Origin of the sequence: Rathayibacter sp. VKM Ac-2805 (assembly GCF_009834265.1) — a bacterium.
In the GTDB taxonomy this organism is placed as follows: Bacteria; Actinomycetota; Actinomycetes; order Actinomycetales; family Microbacteriaceae; genus Rathayibacter.
Map to the genome: position 1 here is coordinate 649704 of NZ_CP047185.1, position 24910 is coordinate 674613.

The window sequence follows — 24910 nt, forward strand, 5'->3', positions numbered from 1 at the left end:
CCGCCCACCCGATCGGGTAGGTGGGCCTCCTCGATCAGGTGGCGCGCGGATCCGGTCGCCGAGCGCACTGTGGATCCATGCCCGCTGACGACCGCACCACCGACCCCGCAGAGGCGCTCGCCGTGATCGCCGCCGAGGTGTCCGCCGCGACCGCCTCGCTGACGACCGACCGGCTCGAGCCCGTCCTCGAGCTGCTCGCCGGCGCCGACCGCGTCTTCGTCCACGGCGCCGGCCGCTCCGGCCTCGCCCTGCGGATGACCGCCATGCGCCTCATGCACCTCGGACTCGTCGTGCACGTGGTCGGCGACGTGACGACCCCGGCGATCCGCAGCGGCGACGTGCTGCTCACCGCGAGCGGCTCCGGCACCACCGGGGGCATCGTCCGCGCCGCGAAGGCCGCCGTCGACGCCGGAGCGCGGGTCGCGGCGATCACGACCGCCGCCGACTCCCCGCTGGCCGGGCTCGCCTCCGCCGTGGTGGTCGTGCCCGCCGCCGACAAGCTCGACCGCTCCGGGGCCGCCTCGGCGCAGTACTCCGGCGGGCTCTTCGAGCAGGTCGTCGTGCTCACCGGCGACGCCCTGTTCCACGCGCTCTGGCAGCGCCGCGGCGACAGCGCCGACGAGCTCTGGCCGCGCCACGCGAACCTCGAATGACCCGACTCCCCACCTCGACAGGAAGAAGAACCCCGTGAAGCTCCAGTTCGCCATGGACACCCTCAGCACCGACGCCGCCCTCGAGCTCGCCGCTGCCGCCGCCCCGCACGTCGACATCCTCGAGCTGGGCACCCCGCTCATCAAGAGCGCCGGCCTCTCCGCCATCACCGCCATCAAGGAGGCGCACCCCGACAAGACGGTCTTCGCCGACCTCAAGACGATGGACGCGGGCGAGCTCGAGGCCGACATGGCCTTCGCGGCCGGCGCCGACCTCGTGACGGTCCTCGGCGTCGCCGGCGACAGCACCATCGCCGGCGCGATCGCCGCCGGGAGGAAGCACGGCAAGGGCGTCGTCGTCGACCTCATCGGCGTGCCCGACAAGGCCGCCCGCGCCCGCGAGGTCGTCGCCCTCGGCGCCGAGTTCGTCGAGATGCACGCCGGTCTGGACGAGCAGGCGGAGGAGGGCTTCACCTTCGAGACCCTGCTGCGCGACGGCGAGTCCTCGGGCGTGCCGTTCTCGGTCGCGGGCGGCGTGAGCACCGCCACCATCGAGTCGGTGCAGCGCGCCGGCGCCCTCGTGGCCGTCGCGGGCGGGGCCATCTACGGCGCCCCGGACGTCGGCGAGGCCGCCGCGGCCCTCCGCGCCGCCATCGTCTGACCCGTCGGCGCCGCCGCCCCCGAGGCCCGCTGATCCGGGTCGCGAGGGCGGCGGCGCCCTCGTCCGCGCGGGAGGCGGCAGCGCATCGCCGCCGGACGCCCGCCCCCTCTCGACTCGCCGACGGCGCGGTCCTACAGTGGCTGCGACGACCCTCGACTCCCGCCGCGGGACCGACGGCGCCGTCGCGAGCGGAGGGAAGCCGTGTCCTCGACCGCCCCCGTGCCCGGAGCCGCCGTCGACGCCTCGACGAGGCTCCGCGACTTCCACCAGATCCTCCTCAACACCGCCGTCGCGAACGTGACGACGAGCTTCCTCTGGTTCGCGCTCACGTTCTGGGTGTACCTCGAGACGCGCTCGGTCCTGGCGACCGGGATCATCGGCGGCGCCTACATGCTGCTCGTCGCGGTCTTCGCGATGGCCTTCGGCACGATCGTGGACCGGCACCGCAAGTTCCGCGTCATGGTCTTCGCCGGCGCGGTCACGCTCGTGTCGTTCGGCGTCGCGGGCGGTCTCTTCCTCGCGCTGCCCGAGGCGGCGCTCCTGGACTTCCGCGCCCCCTGGTTCTGGGTGTTCTCGGGCACGATCCTCTTCGGCGCCGTCATCGAGAACATGCGCAACATCGCCCTGTCCACGACGGTGACCCTGCTGGTCCCGGTGGAGGGGCACGCCCGCGCGAACGGCCTCGTCGGGACGGTCCAGGGCCTCGCCTTCGTGGTGACGAGCGTCTTCAGCGGGCTCGCCATCGGCCTGCTCGGCATGGGGTGGACGCTGGTGATCGCGATCGGCCTCTCCGCCGCCGCGCTCCTGCACCTCCTGTTCCTGCGCATCCCGGAGGACCGGCCCGCTCCGACGGGGGAGAGGGCGCCGCTGATCGATCTGCGCGGCAGCATCACCGCGGTGCGGGCGGCGACCGGGCTGTTCGCGCTCATCGTCTTCTCGACGTTCAACAACCTGATCGGCGGCGTCTACATGGCGCTGATGGACCCGTACGGCCTCGAGCTGTTCCCGGTCGAGCTGTGGGGCGTGGTGCTCGGAGTGACGGCGACCGGCTTCGTCATCGGCGGTCTGCTCGTCGCGAGGTTCGGGCTCGGGAGGAACCCGATCCGGACGATGCTGCTGCTCGTGATGGCGATGGGCCTGATCGGCGCGGTCTTCACCCTCCGCGACTGGTGGTGGCTCTACGCCGGCGGCATCTGGATCTACATGACCCTGATCCCGGCGGTCGAGGCCGCCGAGCAGACGGTGATCCAGAAGGTCGTCCCCTTCGAGACCCAGGGGCGCGTCTTCGGCTTCGCGGCGGCGTTCGAATCGGCCGCCGCTCCGATCACGTCGTTCCTCATCGCCCCGATCGCCGAGTTCGCGCTCATCCCGTACATGGAGTCGCCGTCCGGGCGCTCGGCGTTCGGCGGGCTGCTCGGCGACGGCATCGGCCGGGGGATCGCGCTGGTGTTCCTGGTCGGCGGAGTCGTCATGATCATCGCGGCCGGCGCGGCGATGCTCACCCGCTCCTACCGCGTCATGTCGGCGCAGTACCTGCGGGAGGCGTCGGCGGCCGGGGATACCACAATGGGGATCTCTCCTCGAAGTACATCCGGTCTAGGGGCCTAGGAGCGCCGCCCCTTGTCGACCCAGCTCCTGGAACGGTCTGGTTGCCCGCGGGCCAGAATGGCAATGCATCGACCATGCTCGCCGATTACCGGCGTCCGAGAAACCGCAGACACGACTCGCGCGACCATCGGCAATATGGTGCGCCCTGTTCGACCTTCGGCGATGAGCGCTACGGCAAATGAGTGTCCCGCGAACTCACGCTGTCGCGGCCGCGTGCGCGACGTTGAAGCTACGGCAATATCGTTTCCATGAGGGTCTGCCGACACATTCCGGCGGTGCCCTGGACGGAGACCCGGAGCGCGCGGGCACGCGCAACGCGAGGAAATCGTCTTCCATTGTCCGGCAACCTAAACCCGTGATACTGACGATTAAAGTCAGCCGCTAGCGTTAGGTGAAGCTCGGCAAGCATTTCTTCAAATTGATCTGAGTCGGCTCCTGCGCCAAGACCGGTGCCTTGAGATTGCAGGGTTACGGGTGCCAAAACAAAAGGTCCTCGGTCTAATCGCAAGCCTGGTGGACCGATTTGTAGTCTGATCGGCTTTGCCCGTTCGTGATTCCCTAGGACAGACAGCAAATTTGCCCACGTTACAGGGACCACCGCCCTGGACGGGTCGCTGCAATTCACTCTGGCTAGCGTTACGTGCGGACGCGCATCAAACTTGCCCTGACCGAATCCTATTCGCGCGAATCCGAGCCTTTTCAGCGCTCGATTCTCGGAAATGCAAGCAAGCTCAGTTGCTCGGTCTAGTTGAAAATTTAGATTTAGTTTCATCGCGCCCCTGCTAGATCATCGTCGAGAGCCAGCGATCGGGCAGTCCGATGCGGACTTCGGCAAGATCGCGAGGCTCGAGTTTGACTAATCCTGAGACGTAGTTTCGGCCGTGTCGTACAAATTCCTCGCTGGGGACGGCCCTCAATGCATCAAACACCTGCGCCCAGATTGTGTCGTCGTTCTCGGCAGCCTCGCGCAAGTGATCCTTCATCGTGAGCGCGAGATAATTATTCAAGACAACAGCGCGAGATCGATTCCTGATGAAGCGTCCCCTGCCATCTACTCCGCGTTTGGCCATATAAACAAAAACAAAATCCGCAGGCTTGCGCTTCTCCTGCTTATAAAAAGGACGACGCTGGCGTACTAGTGTTCTTTGTCCAACGCCTGCCTCTATCTCTTCGAGGTAATCTGCAAATTTCGGTGACCGGCTGCGGATCTTCGAGATGGACTCGTCAGTGTCGATGAGCCACCGCCGATCGCTCACCAATGGATTTCCGTGAATGTCTGCTTCGATCTCATATGAGTCAAGCGTACGAGCCTTCGGAAGCACAGGGCGCACCCACTCCTGGGCGACCTCCAGCTCAAGCAGCTGGTCAGATCGAAGAACAAAAGCCGCATTGGCGCCGGTGGCGATACCGCGCTTCAAATCGAAGTAGTCGCCTATCGAAACCGAATTGCTCGAATAAGGCTGAGTTAGGGTGAGCCAGTTCCATTTTCCGCGTCGCTGAAGAATTTCCAGAGGTACATCGACCTCTTCGACCGGCCGCTCCAATGTCCCGCCACGTGTAACCTTAATGGCCATTTGACCACTGGGAAGCGTTCTTTCGTAGGTGACAACCGAGGAGGAAATTCGCGCATTATCGAAATAGGTGGAATCCTGATCGTAAAAGTGAAGACGGCGAAGCTGGACATGATTTGTGAAATATGTGCGCAGTGATTGCCCGAAATCTGTAGATGCGAACTCCGACGGGAGAAGCCAGGACGCTATAGCACCTTCACGGAGCCAGTCGTGCGCCGAGAGAACAAAATACACATACAAGTCAGACCGACCGTCTATCTCCACTCCAATTCTCTTCGCGAGGGCAATGCGCAACCAGAGAAGCGATCGATTAATCTCCTGATGACGGACATAAGGCGGATTCGCGAGTAAAAGATTCCACTCCTGATCTGCTGGTTTCCTTGTGAGGAAGTCCCCAAGCAGCACGCGAAGTCCCGCCCGACGCCACCGGTGTGCAGTAGCGCGCGCACGAGCCGGACTAATTTCTACGCCAACAGCGGATCGAATATAAGCTGGTCTAGCCAACTTGCGCAAAGCTGCGAAGAAGATCCCGGGCCCGACGGCGGGGTCGCCGAAGTCAATTGCGGTGTTTTGCGGAAAGAGCGAAATAGAGGCGGAAGCCATATCGTATGCAAGTTCGGGAGGCGTAAGAAACATCGCAGCTTCCCGTTCCTCGGGAATAGGCACCTGATTGGCAAAACCTTCGAGCGTCGGATCGCCCAGTGGCTGATCTTGCCCGGCGTACCGAGCTATCCACTCCTCGTCTAAATCAATCGGATGGTCGCCGGCCGGCGCAACTTCGGATGAATTGTGAATGTACTTGCACAGATCCGAAACCAGGCGAAGCCTTTCCTCTCTGGACATGCTGACGAGCGGCGCGAAGATTCGCGTTTGCGCTTTAAGCTGAGATAAAAGTTTTCCGGCAGCGTCGCTAAGGACGGGAGTGTCGCTCTTCGCCAGGCTTCCTCGGCTTTTTTCGTATGGCTCGACCCGCTCTTCCGCGCCGATAATGCGCAAATTCCAGGGAAATTGCTTCATCACCTGCAGCACTTGCCAGGCGAAGTCGGAGCTGGGTCCATCATAAATTGTGAAGTGAAAGACACTATCGGGAAAATCAGGCTTATAAGAAAGCCATTCGAGGTCTTCAGATTCACAACGGAGAATAACTGTGCGGACTTGTCCGTCTGATCGGGCTAAGTCATCGAACGTCGTGACTTCCCCGAGGATTAGATCGTTCACTAGAGCGTTGGAGTAGTGGTAGAGCGCTTCTGGCCGTACCTGCAAGCTCGAATAGCGCGCCGTGATGTGAGGTAAGGAGCGCGAGTTCGGTTCGCATACCCGCCGGAGTAACTCGAGCGCTGGAGCCACGACCCCGGACGACAGGTACAGCATGTATTTACTAGGAGCCATTAGATCACCAGGTATCGAATTAGAGGCGGTTCGTAGTTGCGGTCTGCATCTATTTGTGCCAGTAAGTCATACATCATGCCGCCAAAAAGTTCGGCTCTGCTCGAGAGAGCCTCTTTTCGCCCGTCCGACGCAAACTGAGCGTAGAGTTCCGACTTCGTCAGCGACGTTTGTTCAAGGAACCAAGAATACTCATCGAGAATCTCGAGAACTTGCGCTTGAGTGCCGGGCCGGTTCTCAACTACGCTGGCGAGGCGCTCTTGCGGTGTGGATAGAGCCATCTGCAAAATATCATTTTGGTTTGCGGGGCTGCGGTGGCTAGCAAGAGCGGCGATCGTTGCAAAACAGGTAAGCATGCGACTATAACGAAGCTTGAAATTCTTGACGCGCCATTTTGCTTTCTCCTCAACGTCTCCCCCAAAGTTTCGTCGATTCTCGTAGTTCAGCAGTAACGTCTTCCAGTATCGCATAATATCGTTGATGAGGAACCAAGGTTGGAAGGTGTTCTCATTACCGGCGAAATCACGATAGTACGATTCGATCACGTCGGTTAATGCGGAAATATAGGAAGCCTCCCCGAAGACGCACTTACTTTCGAGAATCATAAGCATACGAAGAGTAAAGTAATTTTCGGCGTCGTCGACTGGACCGCCCAAATTGCGTAATATCTCAGCAATGTCATGGGTTCGGAGGAATTCACCATCATTTGAAAACGCAGGAAACTTGAGTTCTTCGATGATTTCGATTAAATGCGCAAATAGCTTGTACTCGTTTGTCCGACGTGACTCAATGGCTGTTCCGGAGGGGTGGTACGTGAAAAAGAGGTCGACATCGGAGTGTTGCCCCGCTTCATGTCTTGCAAAGGAGCCGGCTGCAAAGATTGACAGGCCCGCCAGCGACACATCAGTCATCCGGCTTGCCACGGTCTCCCTCAGCGTGTCCAGGCGCTGTTGTGAATATTGTGCTCGTTCGAGCAAGAATTGTTCGGTCACGCGTGTAGTGTACGGATGGTTCCGTCTGCTGGGTAGGTCGCTTCGGCCAGCTGAGAGGTGCGACATCGGGGAAGGATGGTCGAAGGTGATGGTCAGCTCGGACGAGCCCGAAGCCGTGCCTGGTCGGTTTCAGGTTCTCGCGATGGACGGCGGTGGCGCGAAGGCGTTGTTCACTGCGCATGTGCTCGCTCGGTTAGAAGATGATCTGAAGGTTTCGATTCGGGATTCGTTCGACCTGATCGCGGGCACTTCTGCGGGCGGGATCATCGCGCTGGCTCTCGGGGCCGGTGTTCCACCTGCAGAAATTGTCGAGGATTATTCGCGTCTGGTCCGAAGCGTTTTTCCCCCTCGTAGACAGCGTCTGATGGGACTACCGCGTCGAGCGTTCTCAGCCGGCTACTCCCAAACTGCACTTCGGGACGCCTTGCTTGAGGTATTCGGCGATCGAAATCTTGGCGACAGTGACAAGCGCCTCGTCATTCCTACGTGGAATTCGCAGCGCGGAGGAGTCTATCTCTTTAAGACACGTCACCATCCCGAGCTACGACGGGATTGGAAGCTTCCGATGGTGGACGTCGCGTTGGCAACGTCGGCCGCTCCGTCATTCTTTCCTGCGGCTCGAGTCGATAGCCAGCGGTTCATCGACGGCGGAGTCTGGGCGAACAACCCGTCGGTTGTGGCTATCGCTGAAGCCGTGAAAACGCTAGCTGTTCCTCTTGGGGATATTCGATTGCTAAACATCGGAACTACTGAAGCCTCCGCTGTGAGTTCAGACCACCTGGACGATGCTGGCCTCATTGGCTGGGCGCCGCGGGTCGTTGACTTAGTTTTGGCGGCAAGTAGTCGTGGTGGTCAAGCTGTTGCGCAGAACCTTCTTGGAAAGCAGCGGTATCATCGCTTCGACGCCGTAGTCCCTCGAGGGAAATTTGTTTTAGACCGTGTGGACGCGGTTGGGATTGCGGGTGTGGCCGCGGATGCGAGTCGAGTCTTAGCTCCGATCTACGAAAAGTACTTCAAGAGTCACAAAAGCCCACCGTTCTCGCCTTTTGTGGACTAGCCGAAGTTGGTCGTTTCAAGCGCTTTATAGGCTTCTTGTGCCGCATTGCGGCACTAGTAGGTTGGCGCATAGTTCGCATGTTAGGCCGGTGCCCCCCCTCCCGCCCCCGCCCAAGTCAGTGCCCGCGCGCGATCCACTCCTCGCGGTGCGGCGCCTCCGCCCCGATCGTCGTCGAGTCGCCGTGACCGGTCCGGACGACCGTCTCGGCGGGCAGCGTCAGCAGGCGCTCCGTGATCGAGTCGATGATCGTCGGGAAGTCGCTGTAGGAGCGGCCGGTGGCCCCCGGCCCGCCCTGGAAGAGGGTGTCGCCGGTGAACACCGTGCCGAGCGCCTCGGCGACGAAGCAGACGGCGCCGGGGGTGTGGCCCGGGGTGTGCCGCACCTCGAGCTCGACGCCGGCGACGGGCACGATCCGCCCGTCGACCAGGCCGCCGCTCGGGGCAGTGCCGGGGTGCACGGCGTCCCACAGCATCCGGTCGGCCTCGTGGAGCAGCACCGGGGCGCCGGTCGCAGCGCGGACTCCCTCGACCGCGTCGAGGTGGTCGTCGTGCCCGTGGGTCAGCAGCACGGCGAGGAGCCGGCGCTCGCCGACGGCCGCGAGGATCGCGTCCGCGTCGTGGGCGGCGTCGATGACGACGCACTCGGAGTCGTCGCCGACGATCCAGACGTTGTTGTCGACGTCCCAGGTGCCGCCGTCGAGGCTGAAGGTGCCGCTCGTGACGAGCTGCTCGATCCGCGCGCCCATCAGAGCACCACCACCGAGCGGAGCACGTCGCCGCCCGCCATCGTGGCGAAGGCCTCCTCGATGTCCTCGATCCCGATCCGCTCGCTCACGAACTCGTCCAGGGGCAGGCGGCCCTGGAGGTAGAGGCCGGTCAGCATCGGGAAGTCCCTCTCCGGCAGGCAGTCGCCGTACCAGCTCGACTTCAGCGAGCCGCCGCGGCCGAAGACGTCGAGCAGGGGGATCTCGAGCGTCATCTCGGGAGTCGGCACCCCGACCAGCACCACGGTCCCGGCGAGGTCGCGGGCGTAGAACGCCTGGCGCCAGGTCTCGGGGCGGCCCACGGCGTCGATGACGACGTCCGCTCCGAAGCCGTTCGTCAGGGCCTGCACCGCCGCGACGACGCCCGCCTCGTCGAGGCCGCTGGAGTCGATGACGTGCGTGGCGCCGAGCTTCTCGGCCGCGACCAGCTTCTTGGGGTCCCGGTCGATCGCGATGACCGTGCCGGCGCCCGCGAGAGCGGCGCCGACCACGGCGGCCGTGCCGACTCCTCCGCAGCCGATGACCGCGACGGAGTCGCCGCGCGTCACGTTCCCGGTGTTCATCGCCGCGCCGAGGCCCGCCATGATCCCGCAGCCGAGCAGGCCGACCGCGGCGGGGTCCGCCTCCGGATCGACCTTCGTGCACTGTTTCGCGTGCACGAGGGTCTTCTCGGCGAAGGCCCCGATCCCGAGGGCGGGGCTGAGCTCGGTTCCGTCCTCCAGGGTCATCCGCTGCGTCGCGTTGAAGGTGTCGAAGCAGTACCAGGGCTCGGCCCGGGTGCAGGCCCGGCACTCGCCGCAGACCGCGCGCCAGTTGAGGACCACGAAGTCGCCGACCGCGACGTGGGTGACTCCCTCTCCGATCGCGCTGACCCGTCCGGCCGCCTCGTGACCGAGGAGGAAGGGGAAGTCGTCGCTGATCCCGCCCTCGCGGTAGTGGAAGTCGGTGTGGCAGACACCGCAGGTCTCGATGTCGACCACGGCCTCGCCCGGGCCCGGGTCGGGGACGACGATGTCGACGAGCTCCACGGGAGCGCCCTTCGACCGGGCGATGACGCCGCGCACAGTGGTGGGCATGGGGGCTCCTTCGACGGGGGCGTGCAGGTCCGCTCCACAGTAACGACCGCGGGAGGGGTGCGCAGGGTGGACGCGGGCGCTCCCGGCCTCTCCTGTGCCGGGCCGCCCGCCTCGCGGACCGCGACCCTGACAGTCGGTAGGGTGCGAGCCATGCGCACTCTGTACCCCGAGATCGAGCCCCACGACTCCGGCATGCTCGACGTCGGCGACGGCCACTCGCTCTACTGGGAGGTCTCGGGCAACCCCGAGGGCAAGCCCGTCGTGTTCCTGCACGGCGGCCCCGGAGCCGGCACCTCGCCCGCCCACCGCCGGCTGTTCGACCCCGAGAAGTACCGCATCGTGCTGTTCGACCAGCGGATGTGCGGCCGCTCCACCCCGCACGCCGGCGAGCCGGAGGCCGACCTCTCGACCAACACCACCTGGTACCTGGTCGCCGACATCGAGCGCCTCCGCGAGCACCTCGGCGTCGAGCGCTGGCTCGTGCTCGGCGGCTCCTGGGGCTCGACCCTCGCCCTCGCCTACGCCGAGACCCACCCCGAGCGGGTCAGCGAGATCGTCCTCCGCGGGATCTTCACCCTCCGCCGCGCCGAACTCGAGTGGTTCTACGAGGGCGGCGCCGCCGCGGTCTACCCGGACCTCTGGGAGGGCTACACCTCCGTCGTCCCGGCCGGCGAGCGGGGCAGCCTCATCGAGGCGTACTACCGCCTGCTCCACGACGCGGACCCCGCCGTGCACGGCCCCGCCGGTGTCGCCTGGACCACCTGGGAGGCGTCGACCATCACCCTCCTGCAGAAGCCGGAGCTGATCGCGGACTGGTCCGATCCCGTCTTCGCGCTCGCCTTCGCCCGCATCGAGAACCACTTCTTCGTGCACAGGGGCTGGCTGGAGGAGGGGCAGCTGATCCGCGACGCCGGCGTCCTCCGCGACATCCCGGCCGTCATCGTGCAGGGCCGCTACGACATGTGCACCCCGGCCTTCACCGCCTGGGACCTGCACCGGGCCTGGCCCGAGGCCGACTTCCGGATGATCGCCGACGCGGGCCACGCCTTCGACGAGCCGGGGATCCTCGACGCGCTGATCGAGGCGACGGACCGCTTCGCGTCCTGACGGGCGGGGCGGTCCGCGCCCCGCGGCCGGGATGCCCGGGCGCCCGTGCCTGAGCGTGCCGCGCCCGGTGCCGTCGTGTCCCGGGAGCGGGTCTACCCTGATCAGATGCGCGCGGACGACGCCTCCGGGATGGAGGACTGGCCCACCGGTCGGCTGCTCTCCACCGCCTCCCGGATGGTCGAGCACGCCTGGCACGGCGCCCTCGCCGAGATCGGCCTCACCCATGCCGGCCTGATCGTGCTGCACCTCCTGCAGGCGGGTCCCGTCGCGCAGAAGGAGCTGGCCGCCGCGGCCCACGTCGAGGTGCAGACCATGTCGCGCACCATCGAGCGCCTCGAGCGCGAGGGCCACGTCTCGCGCACCACGGATCCGTCGGACCGCCGCCGGCAGCTCGTCGCGCTCACCGACGCGGGCGGCGAGGCCTGGCGCCGGGCGCACCGCCTCGAGGTCGACATGTTCCCGGGCTCGCTCGAGCACGGCCCCCTGCGCGAGGCGCTGCTCGAGATCATCCGCTCGGCCAGCGAGTCGCGCTGGGGCTGACCGCAAGCCCGAGCGGAGCCCGTCCGCGGAGCGCTAGCTTCGTCGGCATGACCTTCAACGACGACTCCCAGCTCAGCGGCGGCAAGGTCCGCCGCCGCGGCCGCACCACCGGCATCGCCGTCGGCGGGGGCGCGGTGGGCGTGGTCGTGCTCGCGCTGCTCTCGCAGCTGCTCGGCGTGAACCTCTCGGGCCTCGGCGAGGTGTTCGGCGGAGGCGGGTCCTCGCCGGAGGGCGTCACCTCCACCGCGGTGGCCTGCGACAGCGGCGCCGACGCGAACACGCAGGTCGACTGCCGCCTCGAGGGTGCGGCCGAGTCGCTCGACCGCTACTGGGGCGAGCAGACGCCCACCCTCGGAGTCGCCTACACGACCCCGACCGGCGTCGACCTGTTCGAGGACAGCACCACCACCGGCTGCGGGAGCGCGACCGCCGCGGTCGGCCCGTTCTACTGCCCGCCGGACCGGACGATCTACCTCGACACCGACTTCTTCGACGAGCTGCGCACCCGGTTCGACACCTCGGGCGGATCGCTCGCGCAGATGTACATCCTCGCCCACGAGTGGGGCCACCACATCCAGAACCTGACCGGCGCGATGGAGTCGGCGGACCGCTCCGGCACCGGCCCCGAGTCGGACTCGGTGCGCCTCGAGCTGCAGGCCGACTGCTTCGCCGGAGCCTGGGTGGGCGACGCCTCGACGGTGCCCGACGAGACCGGCACGCCCTACCTCAAGCCGGTGACGGCGCAGGAGTACCAGGACGCGCTCGGCGCCGCGGCCGCCGTCGGCGACGACCGCATCCAGGAGCAGGCCACCGGCACCGTCGATCCGGAGGGATGGACGCACGGCTCGGCCGAGCAGCGGCAGCGCTGGTTCCAGGCCGGCTTCGAGGGCGACGCCACCAGCTGCGACACCTTCGCGGCCGCGCAGCTCTGACCGGGCGCCGCTGAGGGCTCCTCGCCACTCCCTGGGGACCCGCGCGGGTCAGGACACGGAGTCGGCCGGCTCCTCCATGTACCACTCGGTGAACGAGCGCGCCCGCCCGTCGGGGGCGAAGCGGATGACCCAGAGGTTCAGGTAGGTGCGGTCGCCCGGGTAGACGGTGCGCGCCTCCACCACGGCGGTCTCCTCCGTCAGCGCGACCAGGCCCCACGCGAACGTCGGGTCGGCGGGCTCCTCCTCCGCCAGCCACCACTCCACGATCGCGTCGCGCGGAGTGATCGCGTCGCGGTGCGGCGCCGTGAAGTACTCGGCGTCCTCGGTGAACAGTGCGGCCACATCTGCCGCGTCGTCCGTGGCCCAGGCCTTCTCGTAGCCGGCGATCCAGCTCTCGATGTCGATCATCCGCCCATCCTCGTCCTGCCCGACGCGCGCGGGAAGGAGGAGGAGGGAACAAAGCGGCCGCCCGCGCTGTTGAGCCCCGAGCCGGTCGAAAGCAGAGCCGAGCGATACGATCCCGCCGACGACGGCCCGCCCGCCGCTGCGGTCCGGGTGCGCGTCCGCCGCCGACACGAAGGACCGCCGTGCCCGACTCCGACAGACGCTCCCTGACCCGCTCGCCGGACCCGCGCCTCATCACCGCCGTCCTCGCCTTCGCGGGCATGAGCGCCTCCTTCATGCAGACGCTGGTCGTCCCGATCCAGTCCGAGCTGCCGACGCTGCTCGGCGCCGACCGCACCGAGACCGCGTGGGTGATCACCGCGACGCTGCTGAGCGCCTGCATCCTCACCCCGGTCTCGGGCCGCCTCGGCGACCTCTACGGCAAGCGGCGGATGGCCGTGGCCGCGCTGGTCGTCCTCGTGATCGGCTCGATCGTGTGCGCCTTCGCGGGCGACGTGTGGACGCTGGTCGTGGGCCGGGCCCTCCAGGGCGCGGTGATGGGCGTCATCCCGCTCGGCATCTCGATCCTCCGCGACACCCTCCACCGCGACCGGCTCCCCGGCGCGATCGCCCTGGTCAGCGCGACCCTCGGCATCGGCGGCGCGCTCGGCCTGCCGCTCAGCGCCCTCATCGCGCAGAACACCGACTGGCACGTCCTGTTCTGGATGTCCGCAGGCCTCGGCGTCCTCGACATCGTCCTCGTCCTCCTGGTCGTGCCGGTGTCGACGCTGCGCTCGCCCGGCACCTTCGACGTGGTCGGCACGATCGGCCTCGCCCTCGGACTGAGCGGCGTGCTGATCGCCGTCTCGCGCGGCAACGACTCCGGCTGGACGAGCCCCGCGATCCTCGGTTCCGGCCTCGGCGGCATCGCCGTCCTGCTCCTCTGGGGCTGGTACGAGCTGCGGCAGGAGAGCCCGCTCGTCGACCTCCGGGTGGCCGCCCGCCCCGCCGTGCTCTTCACCAACCTCGCCTCGGTGGCGGTCGGCTTCGCGTTCTTCGGCGCCCAGATCACCCTGCCGCAGCGCCTCGAGCTGCCCGCCGCGTCGGGCGTCGGCTTCGGCCTGAGCCTGATCGTGGCGAGCCTCGTGCTCGCCCCCTCGGGCCTGGCGATGATGGCGACGTCCCCGCTCGCCGCCCGCCTCTCGGCGCAGTCCGGGCCGCGGCTCGTGCTGATCGCCGGCTCCGGGCTGATCGCGGTCTCGTACCTGCTGATCCTCCCGTTCGGCGGCGAGGTGTGGCAGATCCTGGTGATCAACGCCCTCATCGGGGTCGGCCTGGGCCTCGCCTACGCCGCGATGCCGACGCTCATCATGCACGCCGTCCCCGCCTCGGAGACCGCCGCCGCGAACGGGCTGAACTCGCTGATGCGCACCCTCGGCACGACGCTCTCCTCCGCCGTGACCGCGGGCGTGCTCGCGCAGCTGACCGTATCGGTCGGCGGCGTGCAGCTGCCGAGCTCGCAGGGCTTCGAGACCACGTTCGTGATCGGCGCGATCGGAGCGCTGGTCGCCGTCGCCCTCGGCCTGCTCATCCCGCGGGCGCCCCGCCCGGAGGCGCGACCCGCTCTGCCCTGACCGGACCGCGCGTCGTCGGCCGCGAGTGCTCCTCGCCGAGGAGACCTGGTCTCGGCCGGCGACGCGCGTCCGCTACTCGTCCTCGAGAAGCATCCGCTCGATCTGCAGCTCGCGCAGCCGCGTCGAGGCCTGCAGGTTCTCGCGCGCGGCGAGCACCAGGCGGCACAGCAGCACCAGCAGGACGATCGCGAGCACCGCGACCGCCGTCACGACGACTCCGTACAGCGCGGTCAGGACTCCCCAGGTCTGGATCATCCCTCGACGCTACGGAGCCGCGCCCGCCCTCGCGTCCCCCGCCCGACGGAGGGCGCGGGGCGAGGCGAGCGGCCCGTGCAGGGGCAGCGGACGCGCAGAGCCCGGCCCGCGGCGGCTCAGCCCGCGAACGCCCCGCGGTACGCCCGCGCCGGGTGCGTCGCCGGCAGCTCGTCCGTCCCGAACAGCTTGCGGCGCAGCGTCCCCTCGGCGTACTCGGTCTGCGCGAGGCCCCGCTCCTGGAGCACCGGCATCACCCGGTCGACGAACTCCTCGTAGCTGCCGGGCAGGATCCAGTTGACGACGTTGATCCCGTCGATCCCCGCGTCGCGCCAGCCCGCCAGGTGGTCGGCGATCTGCTCGGGAGTGCCGACGACCCGTCCGCGCAGCTTCGCCGAGAGCCGGGCCAGGTCGCGGACGGTCGGCTCGCGGTCGGGGGAGGCGTCCCGGATCCACTGCAGGTGGCTCTGGCCGGCGTAGGTCTCGATCGCCGAGAGCGGCAGGTCGGGGTCGAGCTTCTCGCCCGTCGCCGGGTCGAAGCCGAGGTTCGAGTGCACGAGGAAGGCGTCGGAGGAGAGGTACTCGTCGATCTCGCGCTCAGCGCGGCGCGCCTCCTCCTCCGTGTCGCCGGTGATGAAGGAGAGCCCCAGGTAGAAGGAGGGCGCACCCGCTCCGCGACCGGCCGCCGCGGCGAGGGCCCGCGTGTCCTCGATCAGCTCGCGGGTCTTCTCCGGCGACCCCGAGAACACGAACTGCGCCTCCGCGTTCCGCGCGGCGAAGCGCCGGCCCGCGGGGGAGGAGCCGGCCTGGAAGAGCACGGGCGTGCGCTGGGGCGACGGAGCCGAGAGGTGCGGCCCCTGCACGCGGTAGCGCTTCCCGACGTGGTCGATGCGGTGGATGCGCGCCGGGTCGGCGAAGGAGCCGCTCTTGTCGCGCAGGAGCGCGCCGTCGTCCCACGAGCCCTCCCACAGCTTGTAGACCACGTCGAGGTACTCCTGCGCCCAGGCGTAGCGCTCGTCGTGCTCCTCGAGCCGGTCGTAGCCGAAGTTGCGGGCCGCGCCGTCGAGGGCGCTGGTGACGATGTTCCAGGCGATCCGCCCCTTCGAGAGGTGGTCGAGGGTCGAGACCTTCCGGGCGAAGTCGAACGGATGCGACTGCAGCACCGAGCTCGTGAACGCGAAGCCGAGGTGCTCGGTGCTCACCGCCAGGGCCGAGAGCAGCACCGACGGGTCGTTGCTGGGCAGCTGCAGCCCCTCGCGGGCGTTGACGTCCCAGTCGCCGTCCGCCGGACCGTAGAGCCCCGCCACGTCGGCGAAGAACATCGCGTCGAAGCGGCCGCGCTCCAGCGTCCGGGCGAGGTCGATCCAGAGCTGCACGTCGTCGAACTCGTGCTGCCGGGCGTCGGGGTGGCGCCAGAGGCCGTGCTGGATGTGGGAGGCGGTGTTCATGACGAACGCGCAGAAGCGCAGCGGGCGGGGCTCGGTGATCACGCTCCCAGGCTAGGCCGGGCGCCTCCCACCGGTCTCGAACGACTCCGCGCGTAGGGTGTCCGACTGTGGAATCCCGCATCCCCGAACCCGCGCACGCCGTCCCTCCGCTGACGGATGCCGTCGCCGAAGCGCTCGACGCCACCACCGTCGCCGAGATCCGCGCCCTGCGCGACGACTTCGCGCGCTTCATGCTCCAGTACAAGTTCGGGATGGACGAGATCGTCACGAAGGTGTCGATCCTGCAGGAGGAGTTCCGCGAGCTGCAGGAGTACAACCCGATCGAGCACGTCACGAGCCGGCTCAAGTCGGCCGACAGCCTGATCGAGAAGATCGAGCGCAAGGGCTGCGAGACGACCTTCGACGGCATCGCCGACGCGATCACCGACATCGCCGGCGTGCGGATCACCTGCAGCTTCGTCTCGGACGTCTACCGCGTCTTCGACCTGCTCACCTCGCAGTCCGACGTGACGGTGCTCGAGGTGAAGGACTACATCGCCGAGCCGAAGGAGAACGGCTACAAGAGCCTGCACGCGATCGTCGAGGTGCCCGTGTTCCTCTCCGGCGGATCGGTCGACGTCTGCGTCGAGGTGCAGTTCCGGACCATCGCGATGGACTTCTGGGCGAGCCTGGAGCACAAGATCTACTACAAGTACGACCGCCAGGTCCCGCAGGAGCTCCTCGACGGCCTCGCCGACGCGGCTCGCACCGCCGCCACCCTCGACGCCGACATGGAGCGCCTCCACCGCCAGGTCCGCGGCCCGCTGCCCGGGGCGCGCACCTACGACGTCTGACGCGCCGCCCCACGCCCACGATCGGGCCGCCCCGACTCCTGCCGATCGAGCAGCCCGCGCAGCGGGCCTCTCGAGATCTCCCTACGGAGTCAGCAGCGGCAGCAGCGCCAGCAGCAGCACCGCGGTGCCGTTCAGCGTCGCGTGCGAGACGATCGCCGCTCCGAGCCGCCCGGTGATCGTCGCGATCCAGCCGTGCGCGAGTCCCGCGGTGACCGTCGTCACGCCGAGCGTCACGATCGTCGCCGGGTTCACCATCTGGTGCCCGTGCAGCAGGGCGAAGACCGCCGTGGACGCCAGGATGCTGAACACCATCGCCCAGACGCGGCGGCCGCGGGTGGGCGGCGCCGACTCCGCCGAGCCCCGGAGCATCCGGTTCCGCACCGCGCGCATCACGACGCCGCGGCAGAGGACCTCCTCGACCAGCGGCGCGACGACGACGGGGATGAGGACCGAGCTCAGCACGAACCACAGCGGGTCGGGGTCGATGTCGAGGTTCCCCTGCGCGTCCTGGAGGAGCGGAGCGAACGCGGCGAGCACGAACAGGATCACGACGCGCACAGCGATGCCGAGCCCGATCCCGATGGGCACGTCGATCCAGCGGAACCGCAGCCCGAAGTCGGCCGCCATCGTGCCCAGCCCGCGCAGCCGAGACGCCGCGAACGGGACGATCAGCGCGACGAGGTAGCTCGCGAGCGCCCCCGCGAAGGCGAGTCCGGCGGAGTAGGGGAGCACGCCGAACCCGAACAGCAGGATGAGCACGGCCAGCGGCAGGACGATCCCGACGATCGTGAGCACGGCGGTCGGCAGACCCCAGCGGACCCGAGGATCGGGCAGGTAGAGGAGGGAGGAGTAGGGCGCGTGGACCGAGGCGAGGGGCTCGGCCGACCACGAGGGCGCCCCAGCGGAGTCGGGCGCGAGAGTCGCGGGATCGGGCGGCGGGAAGGCGTCGGGTCGCATGGCCGGGCCAGCCTACGCAGACCGCCTGGACGGGATCCGGGCCGCAGTCACTGCTCGGCGCGGGCCGGAACGGGAGGGATGTGCGGCGGATCGCGGCGGCGAGGACCTCCGGGTACGAAGAAACCCCCGCCATGTAGAAGCTAGGCGAGGGTTCCAGTGGCTCCGACGGGCGTCGATCCCGTGACCTCACGATTTTCAGTCGTGCGCTCTACCAACTGAGCTACAGAGCCGTTGCGACGTGATGTCGCTGGAGAGGTGATCTCCTGAAAAAGGCCCTTCCTCTCGGAAGGGCCTCTTTGCGACCCTGACGGGACTTGAACCCGCGACCTCCGCCGTGACAGGGCGGCACGCTAACCAACTGCGCTACAGGGCCTCGTTGCGAAGACAAGCATACTGCCTTCGAGGCTGTTCTATTTTCACGCCCCGACCCTCGCGAGCCGATGCACTTTCCGGTGGTGCTGGTACTTCTGGTGGTGCTGGTAGTACCGACCCATCCGTGACCCCAACGGGATTCGAACCCGTGCTGCCGCCGTGAAAGGGCGGTGTCCTAGGCCACTAAACGATGGGGCCGGAGACTCGCGGGGCGACCCTGCGGCCGACCCCCCATGACTACCGACACGCAAGCATAGGGGGCTGCGGCGCAGGATGCAAAATCGACGGTTCCGCAGGCGGCGTGCACCCCGTCCGGGGTTGACCCGGGTCTAGGAGATCGGGCAGGGCCGCGGTTAGGGTGGGGCGGAATCGCTCTTCCCCCCACCCGCGCGCCGGAGCCGCACCGCCGCGGAGGGAGGGCCCCCTATCCCCGAGGTCCCATGCCCCACTCCCTGCGCCGTCCGCGTCCCGCCCGCCTCCCCGGCGCGCCGCGACTCGGGCGACTCCGAGGTGCTGCCCTGGCCTCCGCCGTCGTCGCGCTCGTCGCCGGCCTGCTCGTCGCCACTCCCGCCCAGGCGGTCGAGTACCCGTCGTGGGCCGACGTCGAGGCGGCGAAGGGCGACACCGCCGCCGCCGCGGCTCAGGTCGACCGGATCACGTCCCTGATCGGCGACCTCCAGAGCGAGGTCGCCTCCGCCCAGCAGCTCGCGCAGCAGCGCGGCGACGAGCACTTCGCCGCTCAGCAGGCGTTCGACGAGGCCTCGGACCAGTCGAAGAAGCTCGAGGACCGGGCCGCCGCCAGCGCCGAGGAGGCCGACAAGGCCTCGCAGCAGGCGGGCCTGCTCGCCGCGCAGCTCTACCGCAGCACCGGCACCGACCTGTCCGTCAACATCTTCCTCGACCAGAAGGCCGGCCAGGCCGACCAGCTGCTGTCGAAGATCGGGAGCATGACCAAGCTGGTCGAGCGCTCCTCCGCGATCTACGAGCAGGCCAGCACCGCCCGGAACACCGCGTCGTCCCTCGCCGACCAGGCCGAGGTCGCGCAGACGGAGCGCGAGCGCCTCCGCGTCGCCGCCGAGCAGAAGCTGGCCGAGGCGACCGCCGCTCAGGAGGCGTCCGAGGCCGCGCTCGCCGAGCAGCAGGAGCAGAGCGTCGTGCTCGAGCAGCAGCTCGCCGCGCTCCGCGACACCGAGTCGAAGACCGTGGCCGAGTACGAGGCCGGCGTCGCCGCCCGCGAGGCCGAGCGCCTCCGGAAGCTCGCCGAGGAGGAGGCCGCTCGTCAGGCCGCCGCCCAGGCCGAGGCCGCGCGCCGCGAGGCCGCTCGGGCCGCAGCCGCATCCAGCGGCGGCAGCGGTGGCGGTGGCGGTGGCGGGTACGTCGCCCCCTCGGGCGGCGGCGGCTCCAGCGCCGTCAGCGACTCCGGCTGGGTCCGCCCTGCCGGAGGCCGCATCACCGGCACCTTCGGCCCGCGCGACAGCATCTCGACCGGCGGAGGATCCTCCGGCTCGTACCACCGCGGCACCGACCTCGCGGGCGGCTGCGGCATCCCGATCTTCGCGGCGCACAGCGGCACCGTCTCCTACGCGGGCCCCAACGGCACCTACGGCAACTGGGTTCTGATCGACCACGGCAGCGGCATCAGCACCGGCTACGCCCACATCATGTCCGGCGGGATCTACGTCCGCGTCGGCCAGCAGGTCCAGGCGGGCGAGCAGATCGCCGCCGTCGGCTCGACCGGCGCCTCCACCGGCTGCCACCTGCACTTCGAGACCCGCGTCAACGGCTCCGCCGTCGACGCCCAACCGTTCATGGCCCAACGAGGAGTCACCCTTGGCTGACGCACAGACGACCGCACGCACCTTCACCCCGGCACCCCGGGAGCGCGCCTGGAAGGGCCGCCTCCCGCTCGTCATCTCCGCCGCCTTCGCGGTCACGGCGGTCACCGCGTCCCTCGGCATCACCCCGGCCCTCGCCGACGACGCGAAGTACCCCACGTGGGACGACGTGCAGAACGCCAAGAAGGACGAGGCGAGCAAGCAGGCCGAGATCGACTCGATCACCGGCCTCATCGCGAGCCTGCAGACCGCGGTCGACGAGAAGTCGATCACCGCGATGAAGAAGGCCGAGGCCTGGCGCCAGGCCAAGGAGGCGCTCGACGCCGCTGCGAAGGCCGTCGCCGACCTCGAGGAGAAGGCGACCACCGCCTCCGCCAAGGCCCAGACCTCGAAGATGCGCGCCGGCCTGCTGGCCGCGCACCTCTCTCGCGCCGCCGGCGGCGACCTCTCCGCCAGCCTCGTGGCCAAGGGCAAGGACGCGGGCGACCTGCTCTACCAGCTCGGCGCGATGTCGCAGCTCTCGGAGCAGTCGCAGAAGGTCTACGCCGACGCCCTCGCCGACAAGCAGAACGCGGAGTCGCTCGGCGACCAGGCAGACCGCGCCGTCACCGAGCACCAGGCGCTCTCGGACGAGGCCGACGCCGCGCGCAAGGACGCCGACGCCGCCGCCGAGTCGGCCCGCGCGTCGCTCTCGGCGCAGGAGGAGAAGTCGCAGGAGCTGGTCGCCCAGCTCGCTCTGCTGAAGGACTCCTCGGTCGAGGCCGAGACCCAGTACCTCGCGGGCGAGCAGAAGCGCCAGGCCGACGAGGCCGCCGCTCAGGCGCAGGCCGAGGCGGAGGCCGCCGCTCAGGCGCAGTCCACCGCCCGCTCCGCCCAGCAGCAGTCCTCGGCGCAGGCCGACACCGCCGCCCCGTCGCGTCAGACCGCGTCCCTCCCGCAGCCCGCCGCGCCGCAGCCCGCGCAGCAGCAGCCCGCTCCTGCTCCGGCCCAGCCCGCTGCTCAGCCGGTCGCCCAGCCGGCGGCTCAGCCGCTCCCGCAGCCGGTGACCGCTCCGGTCCTGGTGCCGACCAGCGGCGCCGTCGAGAACGCGATCTCGTACGCGATGGCTCAGCTCGGCGAGGAGTACGTCCTCGGCGGCATGGGCCCGGACCAGTGGGACTGCTCGGGCCTCACCAAGGCCTCGTACGCGTCCTCGGGCATCTACATCGGCACCCACTCGGCGACGAACCAGTACAACACCATGGCCGGCGCCGGCAAGCTCGTCCCCTACAGCCAGCGCCAGCGCGGCGACCTGATCTTCTGGGGCGGCGGCGGAGACTACTACCACGTGGCCATCTACCTCGGGAACAACCAGATCATCGAGGCCGCCGACTACGGCAAGCCCGTGCGCATCTGGAACACCTGGGGCACGCCCGCCGGCATGGTCGGCCGCCCGGCCGCCTGAGCTGCGGCCGCACCGCGCAACGAGAGAACCCCCTCCTGTCGAGACGACGGGAGGGGGTTCCTTCGTTGGTGCGAGGGGTCAGTGACCCTCTTCGGCCAGCTTCTTGATGCCGTCCTGGACGATCTGCTCCGCCTCGGCGGCGTCGCCCCAGGCGTCGACCTTGACCCACTTGCCGGGCTCGAGGTCCTTGTAGCGCTCGAAGAAGTGCTTGATCTCGTTCTTCGTCTGCTCCGGGACGTCGCCGATGTCCTGGATGTGCTGCCAGCGCGGGTCCTTCGCGGGGACCACGATCACCTTCGCGTCGGAGCCGGCCTCGTCGCTCATGTTGAGCACGCCGACCGGGCGGACGGAGACGCCCACGCCCGGGAAGACGGGGTACTCGAGCAGCACCAGCGCGTCGACGGGGTCGCCGTCGAGGCCGAGGGTGTTCTCGAAGTACCCGTAGTCCGTCGGGTAGACGAAGGAGGTGAAGAGCACGCGGTCGAGGTAGACGCGACCGGTCTCGTGGTCGACCTCGTACTTGTTGCGGCTCCCCTTGGGGATCTCGACGACGACGTCGTATGCGGCCATGCTCTCTCCTTGAGTCGGTGGCGCCGTGAGCGGCGCATCGGCGGACGGATCGGCCTCCGGAACGCTCGCGCGGGTGCGCGCGCGGGAGGGGCGGATCGCTGGCATTACGTTACTTGATGTGCCCGATCGCCCCCGCCTGACCCCCGCCGTCGCCGATCTGCGGCGGGCGGTGCGCGAGAGCCTCGACGGGCTCGACCCCGGAGCGCTCGTGCTGGTCGCGCTGAGCGGGGGAGCGGACTCGCTCGCGCTCGCGGCGGCGGTCGCCTTCGAGGCCCCGCGGGGCGGGAGGCGGGCCGGCGCGGTGATCGTCGACCACGGGCTGCAGGAGGCGTCGGCGGAGGTCGCGCGGCGGGCCGCGGAGCAGGCGCACGCGCTGGGGCTCGCGCCGGTGCTGCGCGAGGTGGTGACGGTGTCCGCCGAGGGCGGTCCGGAGGCGGCCGCCCGCAGCGCGCGCTACCGCGCCTTCGACGACGCGCTGACCGCGACGGGCGCCGCCGCGATCCTCCTGGGCCACACCCTCGACGACCAGGCCGAGACGGTGCTGCTGAGGCTCGCCCGCGGAGCCGGTGCGGCCTCGCTGCACGGGATGGCGCCGGTGAGCGGGCCGCTGAGGCGGCCGCTCCTGGGCCTGCGGCGCGAGACGACCCGCCTCGCCTGCGCCGACCAGGGGCTCGTACCGTGGAACGACCCGCACAACGACGACCCCCGCTACTCGCGGGTCCGGGTGCGGAACCGCGTGCTGCCCGTGCTGGAGGACGAGCTCGGGCCGGGAGTGGCACAGGCTCTGGCGCGCACGGCCGAGCAGCTGCGGGAGGACGGGGACGCGCTCGACGCGCTCGCCCTCGACTGGGCGCTCGAGCTGGTGGGCCAGGACGAGGCGGGGCACGTCACGGTCGACGCGCGCGGGCTCGCCGCGGACCCGCCGGCGCTGCGGCAGCGGATCATCCGCCTGGTCGTGGCGAACGAGTTCGGAGTCGCGCTCTCGCGCTCGCAGACGCTGGCGGTCGCCGCGCTGGTCACCGACTGGCACGGCCAGAAGGGCGTCGACCTCCCCGGCGTCCTCGCCACCCGCCGCGGCACCACCCTCGTCTTCGCACCCGCCTCCTCCTGACCCCGTTTCCGCGAGGCCGGTCCCCGCGGGGCGCCCGACCCCTCCCCGCGAGATGCCGCTCCGGCACGCGACTCGCCGACGGAGGTGTACGAGAGCGGAGTCTCGCGGAGGGGAGACGGGGGCCGGTCACCCGTAGAGTGGCCGGGTGGAAGCAGCCGACATCGCCGACGACATCACCGAGGTCCTCTACACCGAGGCCGAGATCCACGAGCGGATCCGCGACCTGGCCCGCGCCATCGAGCGCGACTACGCGGGCGAGAACCTGCTCATCGTCGGGGTGCTGCGCGGCGCCGTGATGGTGATGGCCGATCTGGCCCGCGAGCTCAAGCTCGACATCGTCATGGACTGGATGGCCGTCTCGTCCTACGGGAGCGGCACCAAGTCCTCCGGCGTCGTGCGGATCCTGAAGGACCTCGACTCCGACATCACGAACCGCAAGGTGCTGATCGTCGAGGACATCATCGACTCCGGCCTCACGCTCTCGTGGCTGCAGGGCAACCTCCGCAGCCGCGGCGCCGAGTCCGTCGAGATCTGCGCGCTGTTCCGCAAGCCCGCGGCCGCCAAGGTCGAGGTCGACGTGGCCTACGTCGGCTTCGACATCCCGAACGAGTTCGTGATCGGGTACGGGCTCGACTACGCCGAGCGCTACCGCAACCTCCGCGATGTCGCCGTCCTCGCCCCGCACGTCTACGAGTAGCCCCGCGGACACCGCGCAGGAGAGCCTCGAGCGGCTCTTCGCGGTGCCGCTGCTGGGCTACCACATGAGCTACCCGACCTCGCTGCGGGCCGACCTCGAGTTCAACTACTGGTGGCTCGCGCACGCGATCGACGCGGCCGTCGACGCCTTCGAGCGCACGGGCGACGAGGCGCACCTGGAGCGTGCCCGGCGGATCCACCGCGCGATCCGCCTCCGCAACGGCGGGCGCCTGGTCAACGGCTACTTCGACGACATGATGTGGCTCGGCGGCGCGCTCGCCCGCCTCGGGGAGGCCTCCGGCGACCCGCGGTTCCTCGACCGGGCCGACCGCCTGTGGCGCTTCGCCGTCGCGAAGGGCTGGAACCTCCGCCACGGGGCGAGCCTCGCCTGGCGCCGCCGGCAGCTGGACTACAAGAACGCGCCCGCGAACGGCCCGTTCGCGATCCTCGGCGCGCGCCTGGAGCGGCTGCGGCCCGACGGCCGGGAGGAGCTCTCGCGCGCCGCCCTCGACTGGATGCACGTGCGGCTCCGCGACGACGACACCGGCTTCGTCGCCGACGGCATCGGACGCGAGGGAGGCTCCGCGCGCGACGACTGGGCCTTCAGCTACAACCACGCCGTCTACATCGGGGCGGCGCTCGCCCTGCACCGCCTGCGGCCCGACCCCCGCCTGGTCGCCCACGCCTCCCGCACGGCCGAGGACCTGCTCGACCGGCTCGCCCCCGACGGCGTCTTCGTCGACCAGGGCTCGGGGGACGGCGCCCTGTTCGGGGGCATCGCCTACCGGCACCTCGTCGACCTCGCCACGACGAGCGGAGTCGCGCCCGCGGTGGCGGCTCGCGTCCGCGGCTTCGTCGCCGACAGCGTCGCCGCGCTGCAGAGCTCGAGCGTCCGCCGCGGCGTGCTGCTGGCCGGGCCCCGCTGGGACGCGCCTCCGTCGCTGCCCGCCACGCTCTCGGCCGAGATCGGCGCCGTGCTCGCCCTGGAGGCGTCAGCGCGACTGGACCGGTCGCCGGTGCCGTCAGACTGA

The 24910-nt window shown here is 69.0% G+C and carries 23 protein-coding genes and 3 tRNA genes; 14 read left to right on the plus strand and 12 right to left on the minus strand.

Translation table 11 applies throughout. The features are described from left to right. Window positions 1-77: 77 nt before the first annotated feature. The 3 genes from hxlB (at window position 78) to GSU40_RS02965 (ending at window position 2919) form a co-directional block, all read left to right on the plus strand. Window positions 78-653, plus strand: coding sequence for a 6-phospho-3-hexuloisomerase (gene hxlB, locus GSU40_RS02955; RefSeq protein WP_160033595.1), 576 nt, complete (start codon window positions 78-80; stop codon window positions 651-653). A 34-nt stretch (window positions 654-687) separates the two neighbouring features. Beyond that, window positions 688-1311: a 3-hexulose-6-phosphate synthase gene (gene hxlA, locus GSU40_RS02960; protein ID WP_104224387.1), complete on the plus strand. Its 624-nt coding sequence runs from the start codon at window positions 688-690 to the stop codon at window positions 1309-1311. A 219-nt stretch (window positions 1312-1530) separates the two neighbouring features. Beyond that, entirely contained in the window at window positions 1531-2919 is a 1389-nt protein-coding gene (locus GSU40_RS02965; protein ID WP_208543379.1) for an MFS transporter, read from the plus strand. 782 nt (window positions 2920-3701) lie between these two features. Here the strand turns inward: GSU40_RS02965 and GSU40_RS02970 are convergent. Together GSU40_RS02970 and GSU40_RS02975 are read right to left on the minus strand one after the other, a co-directional pair. After that, complete coding sequence (locus GSU40_RS02970) at window positions 3702-5708, minus strand: Eco57I restriction-modification methylase domain-containing protein (RefSeq protein ID WP_160033599.1); 2007 nt, start codon at window positions 5706-5708, stop codon at window positions 3702-3704. Between the two features lie 170 nt (window positions 5709-5878). After that, window positions 5879-6868: a hypothetical protein gene (locus GSU40_RS02975; RefSeq protein ID WP_160033601.1), complete on the minus strand. Its 990-nt coding sequence runs from the start codon at window positions 6866-6868 to the stop codon at window positions 5879-5881. An 88-nt stretch (window positions 6869-6956) separates the two neighbouring features. On the opposite strand from GSU40_RS02975, the gene GSU40_RS02980 reads away from it, so the two are divergent. Then, window positions 6957-7925, plus strand: a complete 969-nt coding sequence (locus GSU40_RS02980; protein ID WP_160036090.1) for a CBASS cGAMP-activated phospholipase — start codon at window positions 6957-6959, stop codon at window positions 7923-7925. A gap of 115 nt (window positions 7926-8040) precedes the next feature. On the opposite strand, the gene GSU40_RS02985 is transcribed toward GSU40_RS02980, so the two are convergent. Then, window positions 8041-8670, minus strand: a complete 630-nt coding sequence (locus GSU40_RS02985; protein WP_104226022.1) for an MBL fold metallo-hydrolase — start codon at window positions 8668-8670, stop codon at window positions 8041-8043. Next, on the minus strand, window positions 8670-9764 hold the full coding sequence (locus GSU40_RS02990) for an S-(hydroxymethyl)mycothiol dehydrogenase (protein ID WP_104226021.1): 1095 nt from the start codon (window positions 9762-9764) through the stop codon (window positions 8670-8672). Before GSU40_RS02990 ends, GSU40_RS02985 begins: the two co-directional genes overlap by 1 nt. Before the next feature lie 150 nt (window positions 9765-9914). Here GSU40_RS02990 and pip point away from each other — a divergent pair, with 150 nt between their 5' ends. From pip to GSU40_RS03005, 3 genes are all read left to right on the plus strand, one after another. After that, window positions 9915-10871: a prolyl aminopeptidase gene (gene pip, locus GSU40_RS02995; protein WP_104226020.1), complete on the plus strand. Its 957-nt coding sequence runs from the start codon at window positions 9915-9917 to the stop codon at window positions 10869-10871. A 105-nt stretch (window positions 10872-10976) separates the two neighbouring features. Then, complete coding sequence (locus tag GSU40_RS03000) at window positions 10977-11411, plus strand: MarR family transcriptional regulator (protein WP_104224399.1); 435 nt, start codon at window positions 10977-10979, stop codon at window positions 11409-11411. Window positions 11412-11458: 47 nt separating this feature from the next. Continuing rightward, complete coding sequence (locus GSU40_RS03005) at window positions 11459-12343, plus strand: neutral zinc metallopeptidase (RefSeq protein WP_104224400.1); 885 nt, start codon at window positions 11459-11461, stop codon at window positions 12341-12343. 48 nt (window positions 12344-12391) lie between these two features. Here the strand turns inward: GSU40_RS03005 and GSU40_RS03010 are convergent, their stop codons facing one another. Continuing rightward, complete coding sequence (locus GSU40_RS03010) at window positions 12392-12751, minus strand: nuclear transport factor 2 family protein (protein WP_104255526.1); 360 nt, start codon at window positions 12749-12751, stop codon at window positions 12392-12394. Between the two features lie 179 nt (window positions 12752-12930). On the opposite strand from GSU40_RS03010, the gene GSU40_RS03015 reads away from it, so the two are divergent. Continuing rightward, window positions 12931-14361, plus strand: a complete 1431-nt coding sequence (locus GSU40_RS03015; protein ID WP_244229572.1) for an MFS transporter — start codon at window positions 12931-12933, stop codon at window positions 14359-14361. Window positions 14362-14433: 72 nt separating this feature from the next. Here the strand turns inward: GSU40_RS03015 and GSU40_RS03020 are convergent, their stop codons facing one another. Further along, a complete protein-coding gene (locus GSU40_RS03020) occupies window positions 14434-14616 on the minus strand; it encodes a hypothetical protein (protein ID WP_104224402.1) in 183 nt (60 codons plus the stop codon). A 116-nt stretch (window positions 14617-14732) separates the two neighbouring features. Continuing rightward, window positions 14733-16100 (minus strand): NtaA/DmoA family FMN-dependent monooxygenase, encoded by a 1368-nt coding sequence (locus tag GSU40_RS03025; protein WP_104224408.1) that lies wholly within the window; start codon window positions 16098-16100, stop codon window positions 14733-14735. Window positions 16101-16291: 191 nt separating this feature from the next. Between GSU40_RS03025 and GSU40_RS03030 the strand changes: the two genes are divergently transcribed. Further along, window positions 16292-16894: a GTP pyrophosphokinase family protein gene (locus GSU40_RS03030; RefSeq protein WP_104224409.1), complete on the plus strand. Its 603-nt coding sequence runs from the start codon at window positions 16292-16294 to the stop codon at window positions 16892-16894. Between the two features lie 81 nt (window positions 16895-16975). Here the strand turns inward: GSU40_RS03030 and GSU40_RS03035 are convergent, their stop codons facing one another. The 4 genes from GSU40_RS03035 to GSU40_RS03050 all read right to left on the minus strand — a co-directional run bounded on the left by GSU40_RS03035 (window position 16976) and on the right by GSU40_RS03050 (window position 18421). After that, window positions 16976-17851: a type II CAAX endopeptidase family protein gene (locus tag GSU40_RS03035; RefSeq protein WP_160033603.1), complete on the minus strand. Its 876-nt coding sequence runs from the start codon at window positions 17849-17851 to the stop codon at window positions 16976-16978. Between the two features lie 157 nt (window positions 17852-18008). Beyond that, a tRNA-Phe gene (locus GSU40_RS03040) sits at window positions 18009-18081 on the minus strand. Between the two features lie 69 nt (window positions 18082-18150). After that, window positions 18151-18224 (minus strand) — tRNA-Asp (locus GSU40_RS03045). A gap of 124 nt (window positions 18225-18348) precedes the next feature. After that, a tRNA-Glu gene (locus GSU40_RS03050) sits at window positions 18349-18421 on the minus strand. Window positions 18422-18663: 242 nt separating this feature from the next. On the opposite strand from GSU40_RS03050, the gene GSU40_RS03055 reads away from it, so the two are divergent. Together GSU40_RS03055 and GSU40_RS03060 are read left to right on the plus strand one after the other, a co-directional pair. Continuing rightward, entirely contained in the window at window positions 18664-20061 is a 1398-nt protein-coding gene (locus GSU40_RS03055) for a M23 family metallopeptidase (protein WP_104238398.1), read from the plus strand. Then, window positions 20054-21502 (plus strand): C40 family peptidase, encoded by a 1449-nt coding sequence (locus tag GSU40_RS03060; protein ID WP_244229573.1) that lies wholly within the window; start codon window positions 20054-20056, stop codon window positions 21500-21502. Before GSU40_RS03055 ends, GSU40_RS03060 begins: the two co-directional genes overlap by 8 nt. A 78-nt stretch (window positions 21503-21580) precedes the next feature. On the opposite strand, the gene ppa is transcribed toward GSU40_RS03060, so the two are convergent. After that, the gene (gene ppa / locus GSU40_RS03065) at window positions 21581-22072 is read right to left on the minus strand and encodes an inorganic diphosphatase (protein ID WP_068255683.1); all 492 of its coding nucleotides are present in this window, start codon (window positions 22070-22072) and stop codon (window positions 21581-21583) included. Between the two features lie 118 nt (window positions 22073-22190). Between ppa and tilS the strand changes: the two genes are divergently transcribed. From tilS to GSU40_RS03080, 3 genes are all read left to right on the plus strand, one after another. Continuing rightward, window positions 22191-23183 (plus strand): tRNA lysidine(34) synthetase TilS, encoded by a 993-nt coding sequence (gene tilS, locus GSU40_RS03070; protein ID WP_160033605.1) that lies wholly within the window; start codon window positions 22191-22193, stop codon window positions 23181-23183. A 145-nt stretch (window positions 23184-23328) separates the two neighbouring features. After that, window positions 23329-23880 carry a hypoxanthine phosphoribosyltransferase gene (gene hpt / locus GSU40_RS03075; protein WP_104224109.1) on the plus strand — a complete coding sequence of 184 codons (552 nt, stop codon included), beginning with the start codon at window positions 23329-23331 and terminating at the stop codon, window positions 23878-23880. After that, on the plus strand, window positions 23846-24910 hold the full coding sequence (locus GSU40_RS03080; protein ID WP_160033607.1) for a glycoside hydrolase family 76 protein: 1065 nt from the start codon (window positions 23846-23848) through the stop codon (window positions 24908-24910). Before hpt ends, GSU40_RS03080 begins: the two co-directional genes overlap by 35 nt.